Annotated in this window: 15 protein-coding genes; 9 read left to right on the top strand and 6 right to left on the bottom strand. The window is 68.1% G+C overall.

The window, feature by feature from the left end; translation table 11 throughout:
- Window positions 1–35 precede the first annotated feature (35 nt).
- The 3 genes from MRAB57_RS10560 to MRAB57_RS10550 are packed head-to-tail and all read left to right on the top strand — an operon-like array spanning window position 36 to window position 2,059.
- Window positions 36–1,199 carry a steroid 3-ketoacyl-CoA thiolase gene (locus MRAB57_RS10560; protein ID WP_077087517.1) on the top strand — a complete coding sequence of 388 codons (1,164 nt, stop codon included), beginning with the start codon at window positions 36–38 and terminating at the stop codon, window positions 1,197–1,199.
- 7 nt (window positions 1,200–1,206) lie between these two features.
- Window positions 1,207–1,593, top strand: coding sequence for a DUF8021 domain-containing protein (locus MRAB57_RS10555; protein WP_077087516.1), 387 nt, complete (start codon window positions 1,207–1,209; stop codon window positions 1,591–1,593).
- 10 nt (window positions 1,594–1,603) lie between these two features.
- On the top strand, window positions 1,604–2,059 hold the full coding sequence (locus tag MRAB57_RS10550) for a nitroreductase family deazaflavin-dependent oxidoreductase (RefSeq protein WP_077087515.1): 456 nt from the start codon (window positions 1,604–1,606) through the stop codon (window positions 2,057–2,059).
- Window positions 2,060–2,065: 6 nt separating this feature from the next.
- On the opposite strand, the gene MRAB57_RS10545 is transcribed toward MRAB57_RS10550, so the two are convergent.
- Window positions 2,066–2,971: an SDR family oxidoreductase gene (locus MRAB57_RS10545; protein ID WP_077087514.1), complete on the bottom strand. Its 906-nt coding sequence runs from the start codon at window positions 2,969–2,971 to the stop codon at window positions 2,066–2,068.
- 13 nt (window positions 2,972–2,984) lie between these two features.
- On the bottom strand, window positions 2,985–3,782 hold the full coding sequence (locus tag MRAB57_RS10540; RefSeq protein WP_173813926.1) for an SDR family oxidoreductase: 798 nt from the start codon (window positions 3,780–3,782) through the stop codon (window positions 2,985–2,987).
- Window positions 3,783–3,847: 65 nt separating this feature from the next.
- Between MRAB57_RS10540 and echA20 the strand changes: the two genes are divergently transcribed.
- From echA20 to ipdC, 4 genes are read left to right on the top strand one after another with little or no spacing between them, the layout of a single operon-like run.
- Entirely contained in the window at window positions 3,848–4,603 is a 756-nt protein-coding gene (echA20, locus tag MRAB57_RS10535) for a (7aS)-7a-methyl-1,5-dioxo-2,3,5,6,7,7a-hexahydro-1H-indene-carboxyl-CoA hydrolase (protein ID WP_077087513.1), read from the top strand.
- Complete coding sequence (gene ipdA / locus MRAB57_RS10530) at window positions 4,600–5,484, top strand: cholesterol ring-cleaving hydrolase subunit IpdA (protein ID WP_077087512.1); 885 nt, start codon at window positions 4,600–4,602, stop codon at window positions 5,482–5,484. Before echA20 ends, ipdA begins: the two co-directional genes overlap by 4 nt.
- The gene (ipdB, locus tag MRAB57_RS10525; RefSeq protein ID WP_077087511.1) at window positions 5,481–6,236 is read left to right on the top strand and encodes a cholesterol ring-cleaving hydrolase subunit IpdB; all 756 of its coding nucleotides are present in this window, start codon (window positions 5,481–5,483) and stop codon (window positions 6,234–6,236) included. Before ipdA ends, ipdB begins: the two co-directional genes overlap by 4 nt.
- On the top strand, window positions 6,233–7,303 hold the full coding sequence (gene ipdC / locus MRAB57_RS10520) for a (3aS,4S,5R,7aS)-5-hydroxy-7a-methyl-1-oxo-octahydro-1H-indene-4-carboxyl-CoA dehydrogenase (protein ID WP_077087510.1): 1,071 nt from the start codon (window positions 6,233–6,235) through the stop codon (window positions 7,301–7,303). Before ipdB ends, ipdC begins: the two co-directional genes overlap by 4 nt.
- 71 nt (window positions 7,304–7,374) lie before the next feature.
- Here ipdC and fadA6 read toward each other — a convergent pair whose 3' ends face one another.
- The 4 genes from fadA6 to ipdE1 are packed head-to-tail and all read right to left on the bottom strand — an operon-like array spanning window position 7,375 to window position 11,117.
- Window positions 7,375–8,535, bottom strand: coding sequence for a steroid 3-ketoacyl-CoA thiolase FadA6 (gene fadA6, locus MRAB57_RS10515; RefSeq protein WP_077087509.1), 1,161 nt, complete (start codon window positions 8,533–8,535; stop codon window positions 7,375–7,377).
- 2 nt (window positions 8,536–8,537) lie between these two features.
- Window positions 8,538–9,140: a TetR family transcriptional regulator KstR2 gene (kstR2, locus tag MRAB57_RS10510; RefSeq protein WP_077087508.1), complete on the bottom strand. Its 603-nt coding sequence runs from the start codon at window positions 9,138–9,140 to the stop codon at window positions 8,538–8,540.
- 43 nt (window positions 9,141–9,183) lie between these two features.
- Entirely contained in the window at window positions 9,184–9,972 is a 789-nt protein-coding gene (ipdF, locus tag MRAB57_RS10505) for a (5R,7aS)-5-hydroxy-7a-methyl-1-oxo-2,3,5,6,7,7a-hexahydro-1H-indene-carboxyl-CoA reductase (protein WP_077087507.1), read from the bottom strand.
- Window positions 9,969–11,117: an acyl-CoA dehydrogenase IpdE1 gene (gene ipdE1, locus MRAB57_RS10500; RefSeq protein ID WP_077087506.1), complete on the bottom strand. Its 1,149-nt coding sequence runs from the start codon at window positions 11,115–11,117 to the stop codon at window positions 9,969–9,971. Before ipdE1 ends, ipdF begins: the two co-directional genes overlap by 4 nt.
- Window positions 11,118–11,270: 153 nt before the next feature.
- On the opposite strand from ipdE1, the gene MRAB57_RS10495 reads away from it, so the two are divergent.
- Together MRAB57_RS10495 and MRAB57_RS10490 are read left to right on the top strand one after the other, a co-directional pair.
- On the top strand, window positions 11,271–12,416 hold the full coding sequence (locus tag MRAB57_RS10495) for an acyl-CoA dehydrogenase family protein (RefSeq protein ID WP_077087505.1): 1,146 nt from the start codon (window positions 11,271–11,273) through the stop codon (window positions 12,414–12,416).
- Entirely contained in the window at window positions 12,413–13,348 is a 936-nt protein-coding gene (locus MRAB57_RS10490; RefSeq protein WP_077087504.1) for an acyl-CoA dehydrogenase family protein, read from the top strand. The genes MRAB57_RS10495 and MRAB57_RS10490 overlap by 4 nt, the downstream gene beginning before the upstream one ends.
- The last annotated feature ends 5 nt before the right edge of the window (window positions 13,349–13,353 follow it).

The following is a 13,353-nucleotide window of genomic DNA, read 5'->3' as shown; positions in this document are numbered from 1 at the left end:
TGTCAGACTAATGAAACGTGTTCTAGCCTGACGGAATGGGTAACCCTGTCATCGTCGAAGCCACCCGCAGCCCCATCGGCAAGCGGAACGGATGGCTGTCCGGTCTGCACGCCACCGAGTTACTGGGCGCCACGCAGAAGGCTCTTGTGGAGAAGGCCGGCCTCGACGCCGGCGAGGTCGAGCAAGTCATCGGCGGCTGCGTCACGCAGTTCGGCGAGCAGTCCAACAACATCACCCGGGTGAGCTGGCTGGTAGCGGGGCTGCCCGAGCACGTCGGCGCCATGACGGTGGACTGCCAGTGCGGCAGCGGCCAGCAGGCCAACGGCCTCGTCGCCGGCCTGATCGCGGCGGGCGCCATCGACATCGGCATCGCGTGCGGCATCGAGGCCATGAGCCGCGTCGGGCTGGGCGCCAACGCCGGCCCCGACCGCGGCATCCTGCGGCCCGCATCGTGGGACATCGACCTGCCCGACCAGTTCACCGCCGCCGAGCGCATCGCCAAGCGCCGCGGCATCACGCGCGAGGACATCGACCAGTTCGGCTTCGACTCGCAGCGCAAGGCCGCCCAGGCGTGGGCCGAGGGCCGGTTCGACCGCGAGATCAGCGGCATCGAGGCGCCGGTGCTCGACGAGAACAAGCAGCCGACCAGCGACCGCCACATCGTGTCCAAGGACCAGGGCCTGCGCGAGACCACCCTGGAGGGCCTGAGCCAGCTCAAGCCGGTCCTCGAGGGCGGCATCCACACCGCGGGCACGTCGTCGCAGATTTCGGACGGCGCGGCCGCCGTGCTGTGGATGGACGAGGACAAGGCCAAGGCCCTGGGGCTGAAGCCGCGGGCCCGCATCATCAGCCAGGCGCTGGTCGGGGCCGAGCCGTACTACCACCTCGACGGCCCGGTGCAGTCGACGGCGAAGGTGCTGGAGAAGGCCGGGATGAAGATGGGCGACATCGACATCACCGAGATCAACGAGGCCTTCGCGTCGGTCGTGCTTTCCTGGGCGCGGGTGCACAACCCGGACATGGACAAGGTCAACGTCAACGGCGGCGCGATCGCGTTGGGCCACCCGGTGGGCAGCACCGGCAGCCGGCTGATCACCACCGCGCTGCACGAGCTGGAGCGCACCGACCAGACCACCGCGCTGATCACCATGTGTGCGGGCGGCGCGTTGTCCACCGGCACGATCATCGAACGCATCTAGCTGCTCGGTGCTGGTCTCCGACGAAAGCCGGATAGCGGCTGCCCAGGCCTATATCGACGCGCTGGTCAGCCACGACGGCGACGCCGTTCCCTTCGCGCCCAACTGCATCCGCATCGAGCAGGGGATGAAGAACGGGTTCTCCGGAAATCATCTGCGCCGCAGCCTGAATCGCGGGGTGCAGTACCGGCTGCTCGCCGAGACGACGCCACCGGACTACCGCATCTCCGGCGACGAGGTGCACGCGGTGTACAACGTTCTCACCAAGGCGGCGTTGGGCGGGCGCCGGGTCGCCGCGAAGGTCACTGAGACGTTCGTAATCCCCGCCGAAAACCCAAGCGGGCGAGCCGAAATCCACCACATCAGGGTTCGCTTCCAACCGTTCATTCAGCGCTAGGAGCTCCGAAATGCCGAAATCGAAGCCGCGCGCTTTGAACTCGCCGTTGGTCACCTTCTTCATCAAGTGGATGGCCAAGGGCAACACGTGGATTTACCGGCGCACCAACGGAAAACTCGGCGGCGTATTCCAGAACGCACCGGTCGCGTTGCTCACCACGATCGGCCGCAAGACGGGTGAGCCGCGGGTGAGCCCGCTGCTGTATCTGCGCGAGGGCGACCGCGTGATCCTGGGCGCGTCGCGGGGCGGCAGCGACAAGCACCCGCTGTGGTACCTCAACCTCAAGGCCAATCCCAAGGTGACCGTGCAGATCAAGGACGAGACCCTGGCGTTGACGGCTCGCGACGCCAACGAGGCCGAGCGCGAAGCGTATTGGCCGAAGATGGTGGCCATGTATCCAACATTCGAGGACTACAAATCGTGGACCGATCGGGTGATCCCGGTCGTGATCTGCGACCCGTCGTAACTCGCGTCAGGCCCCGTAGACCGGGACCGGCGGGCGCGACTTGGCCAGCAGGTCGGCGACGACGGGCCCCAGCTCGGCGGGATCCCATCGGTCGCCCTTGTCGATCTGCGGCCCGTGCGCCCAGCCTTCGGCGACCCGGATCTTGCCGCCTTCGATCTCGAAAACCTGGCCGGTCACGTCGCGGGATTGCTCGCTGCCCAGCCAAACCACCAGCGGCGAAACGTTTTCCGGCGCCATCGCGTCGAAGTCCTTGCCCTGGGTGGCCATCATCTCGGCGAAGACGGTCTCGGTCATGCGGGTGCGTGCCGAGGGGGCGATCGCGTTGACGGTGACGCCGTAGCGGCCCATTTCGGCGGCGGCAACCAGTGTCATGGCCGCGATGCCGGCCTTGGCCGCGCTGTAGTTGCCCTGCCCGACGCTGCCCTGCAGGCCCGCGCCAGAACTGGTGTTGATGATCCTGGCGTCAACGGTATTGCCCTCTTTGGACAGCCCGCGCCAGTACGAGGCGGCGTGCCGCATCGTCGCGAAGTGACCCTTGAGGTGCACGGCGATGACGGCGTCGAACTCCTCTTCGCTGGTGTTGGCCATCATCCGGTCGCGCACGATGCCGGCGTTGTTCACCAGCACGTCCAACCCACCGAAGGTGTCGACGGCCGTCTGCACCAGCGCGGCCGCCTGGTCCCAGTCCGCGATGTTGGACCCGTTGGCGACGGCTTCCCCACCGGCGGCGGTGATTTCGTCGACCACGCCCTGCGCGGCGCTGCCGCCACCCGCCGGGGAACCGTCCAGGCCGACGCCGATGTCGTTGACGACGACGCGCGCACCCTCGGCCGCGAAGGCCAGCGCATGGGCGCGGCCGATGCCGCCGCCCGCTCCGGTGACGATGACGACACGGCCGTCAACCACTCCCATAGTCGTTGCTCCTCTACTTGACCGCGCTGGCGGTCGTGGTGGACAGGTAGTGCGGCGGCTCGCCGCCGCCGTGCACCTCTAGCGAGGCGCCACTGATGTAGGACGCCGCGTCCGAGGCCAAAAACGCTGCGGCCCAACCGACATCCTCGGGCTTGGCCAGCCGGCCCAGCGGCACATTCTTGGAGATCGCGGCGATGGAGTCGGCGTCGCCGTAGAACAGATCGGCCTGTTCGGTCTCGACCATGCCGACGACGCAGGCGTTGACCCGGACCTTCGGGCCCCACTCCACGGCCAGCGTCTGCGTGAGGCTTTCCAGCCCGGCCTTCGCCGCGCCGTATGCGGCGGTGCCCGGCGACGGGCGCCGGCCGGACAGGCTACAGATGTTGACGATCGAGCCGCCACCGGGCTGGGCCTGCATCTTCTCGTTGGCGAACTGCGAAACCAGCAGCCCGCCAATGAGATTGAGTTCGATGATCTTGCGGTTGAACTTCGGGCTGGACTCCGCGGTCAAGACGAACGGCGAGCCCCCGGCGTTGTTCACCACGGCGTCGAGCCGGCCGTGCCGCTCGGTGATGTCGTTGATCAACTGCTGGACGGCGTCCTCATCGCGAACGTCGCAGGAGTGAAACTCGTAGGGCAATCCGTCGACGGCGCGACGGGCGCAGGTGACGACGGTCGCGCCCTGCCCGGCGAAGACCGAGCTAATGCCGGCACCTACTCCTCGAACGCCGCCGGTAACCAAAACAACCCGGCCGGCCAATCCCAGATTGATGGCTCCCCCAGGAACGGGGCCTGCCTCGGCGCGAGTCACTGTGCTAGCGTACCAAGCAAGTGCTTGCTTAGGTAGTCGGCCTCAATTTCACGAGGAAGTGCCAATTGACCATTACATCCACCAGCACAGAACCGGGCATCGTCGCGGTCACCGTCGACTACCCGCCCGTCAACGCCATCCCGTCGCGCGGCTGGTTCGAACTCGGCGACGCGATCACGGCCGCCGGCAACGACCCGACGACACACGCGGTGATCCTGCGTGCCGAGGGGCGCGGCTTCAACGCCGGCGTCGACATCAAGGAGATGCAGCGCACCGAGGGCTTCAGCGCGCTGATCGACGCCAACCGCGGTTGCTTCCACGCGTTCCGTGCGGTCTACGAATGTGCCGTGCCGGTGATCGCCGCGGTCAACGGATTCTGCGTCGGCGGCGGCATCGGCCTGGTCGGCAACTCCGACGTGATCGTGGCCTCCGACGACGCCACCTTCGGGCTACCCGAGGTGGAGCGCGGCGCGCTCGGCGCGGCGACGCACCTGTCGCGGCTGGTGCCGCAACACCTGATGCGGCGGCTGTTCTTCACCGCGGCCACCGTGGACGCCGCCACCCTGCACCACTTCGGGTCGGTGCACGAGGTGGTGCCCCGCGACCAGCTCGACGAGGCCGCACTGCGGGTGGCTCGCGACATCGCCGCCAAGGACACCCGGGTGATCCGGGCCGCCAAGGAGGCGCTGAACCTGATCGACGTGCAGCGGGTCAACGCGAGTTACCGCATGGAACAAGGGTTTACGTTCGAACTCAACCTCGCCGGTGTCGCCGACGAGCACCGCGACGCGTTCGCCGGGACCGAGAAGGGCAAGAAGTGAGCGACAAGCGGACCACGCTGGACGAGGCCGTCGCCCACGTCAGCAGCGGCATGACCATCGGCATCGGTGGCTGGGGATCGCGGCGCAAGCCGATGGCGTTCGTGCGCGCGCTGCTGCACACCGACGTCACCGACCTGACCGTGGTCACCTACGGCGGACCCGACCTGGGGCTGCTGTGCTCGGCGGGCAAGGTGAAGCGGGTCTACTACGGCTTCGTCTCGCTGGACTCGGCGCCGTTCTACGACCCGTGGTTTGCCAAGGCGCGCACCGCCGGAGCCATCGAGGCACGCGAGATGGACGAGGGCATGCTGCGGTGCGGGCTGCAGGCCGCCGCGCAGCGGCTGCCCTTCCTGCCGATCCGCGCCGGGCTGGGCAGCTCGGTGCTCGACTTCTGGGAGGGCGAACTTCAGACCGTGACGAGCCCGTACCCGGCGCCCGGCGGCGGCCACGAGACGTTGGTCGCCATGCCGTCGCTGAACCTGGACGCCGCCTTCGTGCACCTCAATCTCGGTGACAGCCAAGGCAATGCCGCGTACACCGGCGTCGACCCCTACTTCGACGATCTGTTCCTGATGGCCGCGCAGCGGCGCTTCCTTTCGGTCGAGCGGGTCGTGTCGACCGAGGAACTGGTCAAGGCGGTGCCGCCGCAGGCGCTGCTGGTGAACCGGATGATGGTCGACGGTGTGGTGGAAGCGCCCAATGGCGCCCACTTCACCACCACCGCACCTGATTACGGCCGCGACGAGAAGTTCCAGCGGCACTACGCCGAGGCCGCCTCGACGGAAGAGGGCTGGCAGCAATTCGTCGCGACGTACCTGTCCGGCGGCGAGGCCGAATACCAAGCGGCCGTCCGCAAGTTCGCAGAGGAGGCGGCCAAGTGAGCAGCACCGAGAGCACCCGGGCCGAGATCTGCGCGGTCGCGTGCGCCGAATTGTTCCGGGACGCGGGCGAGATCATGGTCAGCCCGATGGCCAACATGGTCTCGGTCGGGGCGCGGCTGGCCCGGCTGACCTTCTCCCCGGACATCCTGCTGACCGATGGCGAGGCGCAACTGCTCGCCGACACCCCGGCGCTGGGCAAGACCGGGCCCGTCGAGGGCTGGATGCCGTTCGGCCGCGTCTTCGAGACGCTGGCCTGGGGCCGGCGCCACGTGGTGATGGGCGCCAATCAGGTTGACCGCTTTGGCAATCAGAACCTGTCGGCGTTCGGCGCGCTGCAGCACCCCACCCGTCAGATGTTCGGCGTGCGGGGTGCGCCCGGCAACGTCATCAACCACGCGACCAGCTACTGGGTGGGCAACCACTCCAAGCGGGTGTTCTGCGAGCAGGTCGACATCGTCTGCGGCATCGGCACCGACAAGATCGACGCCGACAACCCGGCGTTCCGGTTCGCGAAGGTCTACCGGGTGGTGTCCAACCTCGGCGTGTTCGACTTCGACGGCCCCGGCGGCACGATGCGGGCGGTGAGCTTGCATCCCGGGGTGTCGGCCGACGAGGTCCGCGAGAACACGTCGTTCGAGATCGACGGACTCGACTCCGCCGAGGAGTCCCGGCTGCCGACGGACGACGAGCTGCGTCTGATCCGCGAGGTCGTCGACCCGAAAGCGTTGCGCGACCGAGAGATCCGCTCGTGAGGTTGAAAACTCCGCTGACCGAGCTGGTCGGTGTCGAGCACCCGGTCGTCCAGACCGGGATGGGCTGGGTCGCCGGCGCCCGGCTGGTGGCGGCCACGGCCAACGCCGGCGGGCTGGGCATCCTCGCCTCGGCCACCATGACGCTGGATGAGCTGGCGACGGCCATCAAAAAGGTCAAGGCCGCCACCGACAAGCCCTTCGGGGTGAACATGCGCGCCGACGCCGCCGACGCGGGCGACCGCGTCGAGCTGATGATCCGCGAGGGCGTGAAGGTGGCGTCGTTCGCGCTGGCGCCCAAGCAGGAGCTGATCGCCCGGCTCAAAGAGGCTGGGGCGGTGGTGATCCCGTCGATCGGCGCGGCCAAGCACGCGCGCAAGGTCGCGAGCTGGGGCGCCGACGCGATGATTGTGCAGGGCGGCGAGGGCGGTGGGCACACCGGGCCCGTCGCGACCACGCTGCTGCTGCCGTCGGTACTGGACGCCGTGCAGGGCAGCGGCATCCCGGTGATCGCGGCGGGCGGCTTCTTCGACGGGCGCGGGCTCGCGGCCGCGTTGTCCTACGGCGCGGCCGGCGTGGCGATGGGTACCCGCTTCCTACTCACCTCAGATTCGACCGTGCCCGATTCGGTCAAGCAGCGCTACCTGCAGGCCGCGCTGGACGGCACTGTGGTCACCACGCGCGTCGACGGCATGCCGCACCGGGTGCTGCGTACCGAGCTGGTCGAGAAGCTCGAAAACGGTTCGCCGGTGCGCGGTTTCACCGCGGCGGTGCGCAACGCGGGGAAGTTCAAGAAAATGTCCGGGATGACCTGGAAGTCGATGATCACCGACGGCCTGGCGATGCGCCACGGCAAGGAGATGACCATGGCCCAGGTGGTGATGGCGGCCAACACGCCGATGCTGCTGAAAGCCGGCCTGGTGGAAGGCAATACGGAGGCCGGGGTGCTGGCCTCCGGGCAGGTCGCCGGAATTCTCGAGGACCTGCCGTCGTGCGCCGAGCTGATCGAGTCGATCGTCGGCGACGCTATTCAGCACCTACGGTCGGCATCGGCGCTGATCCAGGACTGATCGGCGAGCAGACACACAATCGCATGCGGGAGGCCCGCGGAGTGCGATTCTGTGTCTGCTCGCGGTAGGAGCTACAGCCGCTCGATGATCGTGACGTTGGCGGTGCCGCCGCCCTCGCACATCGTCTGCAGGCCGTAGCGGCCGCCGATGCGCTCGAGCTCGTTGAGCATGGTCGTGAACAGCTTGGCCCCGGTGGCGCCCAGCGGGTGACCCAGGGCGATCGCGCCGCCATTGGGGTTGACCTTCTCGGGATCGGCCTTGATCTCCTTGAGCCACGAGATCACCACGGGCGCAAAGGCTTCGTTGATCTCGACGGTGTCGATGTCGCCGATCGACAGACCGGTCTTCTCCAGCGCGTAGCGCGTGGCCGGGATCGGCCCGGTGAGCATGAAGACCGGGTCGGCGGCGCGGGCGCTGATGTGGTGAATGCGGGCACGTGGCGTCAGCTTGTGGTCCTTGACCGCCTGCTCGGAGGCCAGCAGCACCGCGCTGGCGCCGTCGGAGATCTGGCTGGCCATCGCCGCCGTCAACCGGCCGCCCTCGACCAGCGGCTTCAGGCCGGCCATCTTCTCCAGCGTCGACTCGCGGGGGCCCTCGTCGACCCGGAACGGGCCGGATTCGGTTTCCACGGTGATGATTTCGTTGTCGAAGTGACCGCCGCGGATCGCCGCGAAAGCGCGCTCATGGCTGGTCAGCGCGTAGCGCTCCATCTCCTCGCGGGAGATGTTCCACTTCTCCGCGATCAGCTCCGAACCGCGGAACTGGGAGATCTCCTGGTCGCCGTAGCGGTGCAGCCACTGCTTGGATTCGTTGGTGGGCGAAGTGAATCCGAACTGCTCGCCGACCGTCATCGCCGACGAGATCGGGATCCAGCTCATGTTCTGCATACCGCCGGCCACGATCAGGTCGGCCGTGCCAGACAGGACTGCCTGTGCGCCAAAGGAAATCGCCTGCTGGCTGGATCCGCACTGCCGGTCCACCGTGACACCGGGAACCTCTTCGGGGTAGCCGGCCGCCAGCCACGAAAGGCGGGCGATGTTACCGGCCTGTCCCCCAATGGCATCCACGCAACCGGCGATCACGTCGTCGACGGCGGCGGGGTCGACGTCGACCCGGTCGAGCAGCCCGCGCCAGCCCAGCGCACCAAGGTCGACGGGGTGAACGCCGGCCAGCGCGCCATTGCGCTTGCCAACCGCGGTACGCACGGCGTCGATGACATACGCCTCAGCCATTTTCAGACTCCTTCTTTGGTAATCCCGCCAAGCACGATGGCGAGATACTGCTGACCAACCTGCTTCGCGGTGAGCGGGCCGCCGGGTCGATACCAGCGCACCGACACCCAGGTGGTGTCACGGATGAAACGGTAGACAAGGTCGACGTCGAGGTCGGGCCGGAAACAGCCCTCGTCGACGCCCTGATGCAGCAACTCCATCCACATTTTGCGTTGTTGCCGATTCATGTCCTCGATGTAGGAGAACCGGGGCTGCGACAGCAGGCGCTGGGCCTCGTCCTGGTAGATGACGACCTGCGCGTGCCGGTCCTCGATGGCCTCGAACGAGGCCATGAACAGCCCCTTGAGCCGCTCCAGCGGGTTGGATTCGCTTTCGACGATCTCGTTGTAGCGGGTGAAGAGCCAGTCCAGGAAGCCGCGCAACAGCTCGTCGACCATCTCCTCTTTGGAGGCGAAGTGGTGGTACAGGCTGCCGGACAGGATGCCCGCGCCGTCGGCGATGTCGCGCACGGTGGTGGCGCGCAGGCCGCGCTCGGCGAACATCGACGCGGCGAGCTCGAGCAGCTCGTCCCGTCGACTGTTGGCCTGACCGGTCACGCGGTCCATTCGACCAGAGTATCAACCAAGCGCTTGCTTGGCCAGTGGGCGATCACGCGCGCTGGCTGGAGACTGAGATGACTTCGCCGGTGAGGTAGCTCGAGTACTCGCTGGCCAGAAACGCAATGGTGGCCGCGACTTCCCACGGCTCGGCGGCCCGCCCGAACGCCTCGTCGGCCGACAGCCGGTCCAGTAACTCCGACGACGACGTCTTCTCCAGGAACTTGTGCCGCGCGATGCTCGGTGACACCGCGTTGATGCGCACCCCGTACTCGGCGGCTTCGATTGCGCTGCAACGGGTCAGCGCCATCACCCCCGCCTTAGCGGCCGCGTAGTGCGACTGCGAATGCTGGGCCCGCCAGCCCAGCACGCTGGCGTTGTTGACGATGACCCCGCCGTGCGGCGCGTCGCGGAAGTAGCGCAGCGCCGCGCGCGTGGCCCGCAGCACCGACGTCAGCGTCACGTTCAGGACGCGGTCCCACTCCTCGTCGGTCATGTCGACCACGGGCGTCTGCCCGCCCAGGCCCGCGTTGTTGACCAGCACGTCGATCCGTCCCAGCCGGGCGGTGGCCGAGGAGATCAGCGCGTCGACCTGCGCGGTGGACGTTACGTCGCACACCACGTGCTCGACGCGGCCCTGGCCCAGCGCCGACAGCTCCTCGGCGGTCTCGGCCAGCCGTCGCTCGTGGTGGTCGGAGATCACCACGTCGGCGCCTTCGGCCAACGCCCGGCGCGCGGTGGCCGCGCCGATGCCGGTGCCGGCGGCCGCGGTCACGACGACCACCTTGCCGGTCAAGAGTCCGTGTCCGGCAATCTCTTTCGGAACTTCGGCCAAACTCATCCCTTGACCTCCCGGGGTAGGCCGAGCACGCGCTCGGCGATGATGTTGCGCTGGATCTCGTTGGATCCGCCGTAGATGGTGTCGGAGCGGGTGAACAGGAACAGGCGCTGCCATTCGTCGAACTCGCCGTCGGCCAGGATGAGGCCCGGCTTGCCGACGACGTCCATGGCCAACTCGCCCAGGTCGCGATGCCAGTTGGCCCACAACAACTTCGACACGTTGTCCTGGCCGGGCTGCTCGACGTCCATGGTGGCCAGCGCGTAGCTGCGCATGGCGCGCAGCCCGGTCCACGCCCGGGTCAGCCGCTCCCGGATGAACGGGTCGTCGGCGGCGCCGGTGCGCTGCGCGAGCTCCGCCAGATTGGAAAGCTCACGCGCGTAACGGATCTGCTGCCCGAGTGTGGACACGCCCCGCTCGAAGGTCAGCGTGCCCATCGCGACCCGCCAGCCGTCGCCGGGGTCGCCGACCACCAGCTGGGCCTCGGTGCGGGCGTCGTCGAAGAACACCTCGTTGAATTCCGAGTCGCCGGTCAACTGGATGATCGGGCGCACCTGGACGCCGGGCTGATCCAACGGCACCAGCAGATACGACAGGCCAGCGTGCCGCTTGGAGCCCTTCTCGGAGCGGGCGACCACGAAGCACCACTGCGCCCAGTGCGCCAGCGACGTCCACACCTTCTGGCCGTTGATCACCCACTCGTCGCCGTCGAGCTCGGCGGTGGTCGCCACGTTGGCCAGGTCGCTGCCGGCGCCCGGCTCCGAGTAGCCCTGACACCACAGCTCGGTGACGTCGAGGATGCGCGGCAGGAAGCGCTGCTGCTGCTCGGGTGTGCCGAACGCGATCAGGGTCGGGCCCAGCAGCTCCTCGCCGAAGTGGTTGACCTTGTCCGGGGCGTCGGCCTTGGCGTACTCCTCGTAGAAGGCCACCCGGTGCGCGGTCGACAGGCCACGGCCGCCGTGTTCGACCGGCCAGCCCAGACAGGTCAGCCCCGCCTTCGCGAGATGCTGGTTCCATGCCCGGCGTTCTTCGAACGCCTCATGCTCGCGCCCCGGACCGCCGAGGCCCTTCAGAGCTGCGAATTCGCCGACCAGATTGTCGGCGAGCCAACCGCGGACCTCGGCCCGGAACTCCTCGACGTCCTGCATGCCCTGTAGGCTAACCTACCAAGCACTTGCTTTGTTAGGAGCGTCGCCGATGACCAACGATCCGCGCACCGTGCCGGCGGCGCTGGATCGTTTTGCGCACCAGCTGCCCGACCGGCAAGGTGCTCAAACCACAACTGCGAGAGTTGGCCTAAATTGGATCTGGAACTGGACGAAGAAACGCTGGCCTTCCGGGACGAGGTGCGCGAATTCCTGTCGGCCAACGCCGAGTCGATCCCGACGGAGTCCTACGACAACGCCGAAGGATTTGCCCAGCACCGGCATTGGGACCGGGTGCTGTTCGACGCCGGCCTGTCGGTGATCAACTGGCCGAAGAAGTACGGCGGCCGCGACGCACCGCTGCTGCATTGGGTGGTCTACGAGGAGGAGTACTTCCGCGCCGGTGCGCCGGGACGCGCCAGTGCCAACGGCATCTCGATGCTGGCGCCGACGCTGTTCTCGCACGGCACCCCCGAACAGCTCGACCGGATACTGCCGAAAATGGCCAGCGGCGAACAGATCTGGGCGCAGGCCTGGTCAGAGCCCGAGTCCGGCAGCGACCTGGCGTCGTTGCGGTCCACCGCCACCCAGACCGAGGGCGGCTGGCTGCTCAACGGCCAGAAGATCTGGAGTTCACGGGCGCCGTTCGCCGAGATGGGCTTCGGGCTGTTCCGGTCCGACCCGTCGGCCGAGCGGCACAACGGCCTGACGTACTTCATGTTCGATTTGAAGGCCAAGGGCGTCACGGTGCGACCCATCGTCCAGCTGGGCGGCGACACCGGATTCGGCGAGATCTTCCTCGACGACGTCTTCGTTCCCGACCACGACGTCATCGGTACCCCGAACGACGGATGGCGGGCGGCCATGAGCACGTCGAGCAACGAGCGGGGCATGTCGCTGCGCAGCCCGGCCCGCTTCATGGCGGCCGCCGAGCGGCTGGTGCAGCTGTGGAAGGACAGCGGCTCTCCCGTCGAATTCGCCGACCGGGTCGCCGACGCCTGGATCAATGCGCAGGCCTACCGGCTGCAGACGTTCGGCACGGTGACCAGGCTGGCCGCCGGCGGCGAGCTGGGCGCCGAGTCGTCGGTGACGAAGGTGTTCTGGTCCGACCTCGATGTCGCCATTCATCAGACCGCGCTGGACATCCGCGGCGCCGACGGCGAGCTCGCCGGGCCCTGGACCGAGGGCCTGCTGTTCGCGCTGGGCGGCCCGATCTATGCCGGTACCAACGAGATTCAGCGCAACATCATCTCCGAGCGGCTGCTTGGCCTGCCGCGCGAAAAGTCCGGGAGCAGGAAGTGAAATTTGCGCTCGACGAACAGCGACGCGACTTCGCCGCCAGCATCGACGCCGCGCTGGGCGCGGCAAACCTGCCCGACGCGATACGCGCGTGGGCCGACGGCGACGTGGCGTCCGGCCGCAAGGTGTGGGAGCAGTTGGCTGAACTCGGCGTCACCGCGCTGGCCGTGCCGGAGAAGTTCGACGGCATCGGGGCCGAGCCGGTGGACCTGGTGGTCGCCCTCGAACGCCTGGGGCGCTGGTGCGTGCCCGGGCCGGTCGCCGAATCCATTGCCGTGGCACCGATTTTGCTCGCCGACGACGAGCGCAGCGCGCAGCTGGCGTCCGGTGAACTGATCGTCAGCGTCGCACAGCCGCCCGAGACGCCGCGCGCGGTCGACGCCGAGGCCGCGGGCCTGGTGTTGCTGGCCACCGACGACGGCGTCAGCGAAGCGACTGTCGGCGAATGCGTTCGGTCCGTCGATCCGAGCCGCCGCCTGTACGACGTCACCGCGACAGGGGACGCCTGGCAGGCGGATACCCAGCGCGCGTATGAGTTCGGGGCGCTGGCCACCGCCGCACAGTTGATCGGCGCGGCGGAGGCGCTGCTGAGCGACGCCGTCGAATACGCCAAGCAGCGCACCCAGTTCGGCCGGGTGATCGGCTCATATCAGGCCATCAAGCACAAGCTGGCCGACGTGCACATCGTGATCGAGCTGGCCCGTCCGCTGGTGTACGGGGCCGCGCTGACGCTGGAACCGCGCGACGTGAGCGCAGCCAAGGCGGCGGCGTCCGAGGCCGGACTGCTGGCGGCCCGTGCGTCGCTGCAGACCCACGGCGCGATCGGCTTCACCCAGGAACACGACCTATCCCTGACGCTGCTCCGGGTGCAAGCATTGCGTTCGGCGTGGGGCACGCCGGAGGGGCATCGACGCAGAGTGCTGGAGGCGCTGTGAGTCGC

This window comes from Mycobacterium rhizamassiliense (assembly GCF_900157375.1).
GTDB classification, from domain to species: Bacteria; Actinomycetota; Actinomycetes; order Mycobacteriales; family Mycobacteriaceae; genus Mycobacterium; species Mycobacterium rhizamassiliense.
The sequence above is the reverse complement of the archived record's forward strand: the minus strand, read 5'-3'. Positions and strand labels throughout refer to the sequence as shown.

What these genes read in the sequence shown, in the direction of transcription:
- MRAB57_RS10560 (WP_077087517.1), top strand. Translation starts at nt 36, where the DNA reads ATGGGTAACCCTGTCATCGTCGAAGCCACCCGCAGCCCCATCGGCAAG.
- MRAB57_RS10550 (WP_077087515.1), top strand. Translation starts at nt 1,604, where the DNA reads ATGCCGAAATCGAAGCCGCGCGCTTTGAACTCGCCGTTGGTCACCTTC.
- MRAB57_RS10545 (WP_077087514.1), bottom strand. Translation starts at nt 2,971, where the DNA reads ATGGGAGTGGTTGACGGCCGTGTCGTCATCGTCACCGGAGCGGGCGGC.
- fadA6 (WP_077087509.1), bottom strand. Translation starts at nt 8,535, where the DNA reads ATGGCTGAGGCGTATGTCATCGACGCCGTGCGTACCGCGGTTGGCAAG.
- kstR2 (WP_077087508.1), bottom strand. Translation starts at nt 9,140, where the DNA reads ATGGACCGCGTGACCGGTCAGGCCAACAGTCGACGGGACGAGCTGCTC.
- ipdF (WP_077087507.1), bottom strand. Translation starts at nt 9,972, where the DNA reads ATGAGTTTGGCCGAAGTTCCGAAAGAGATTGCCGGACACGGACTCTTG.
- ipdE1 (WP_077087506.1), bottom strand. Translation starts at nt 11,117, where the DNA reads ATGCAGGACGTCGAGGAGTTCCGGGCCGAGGTCCGCGGTTGGCTCGCC.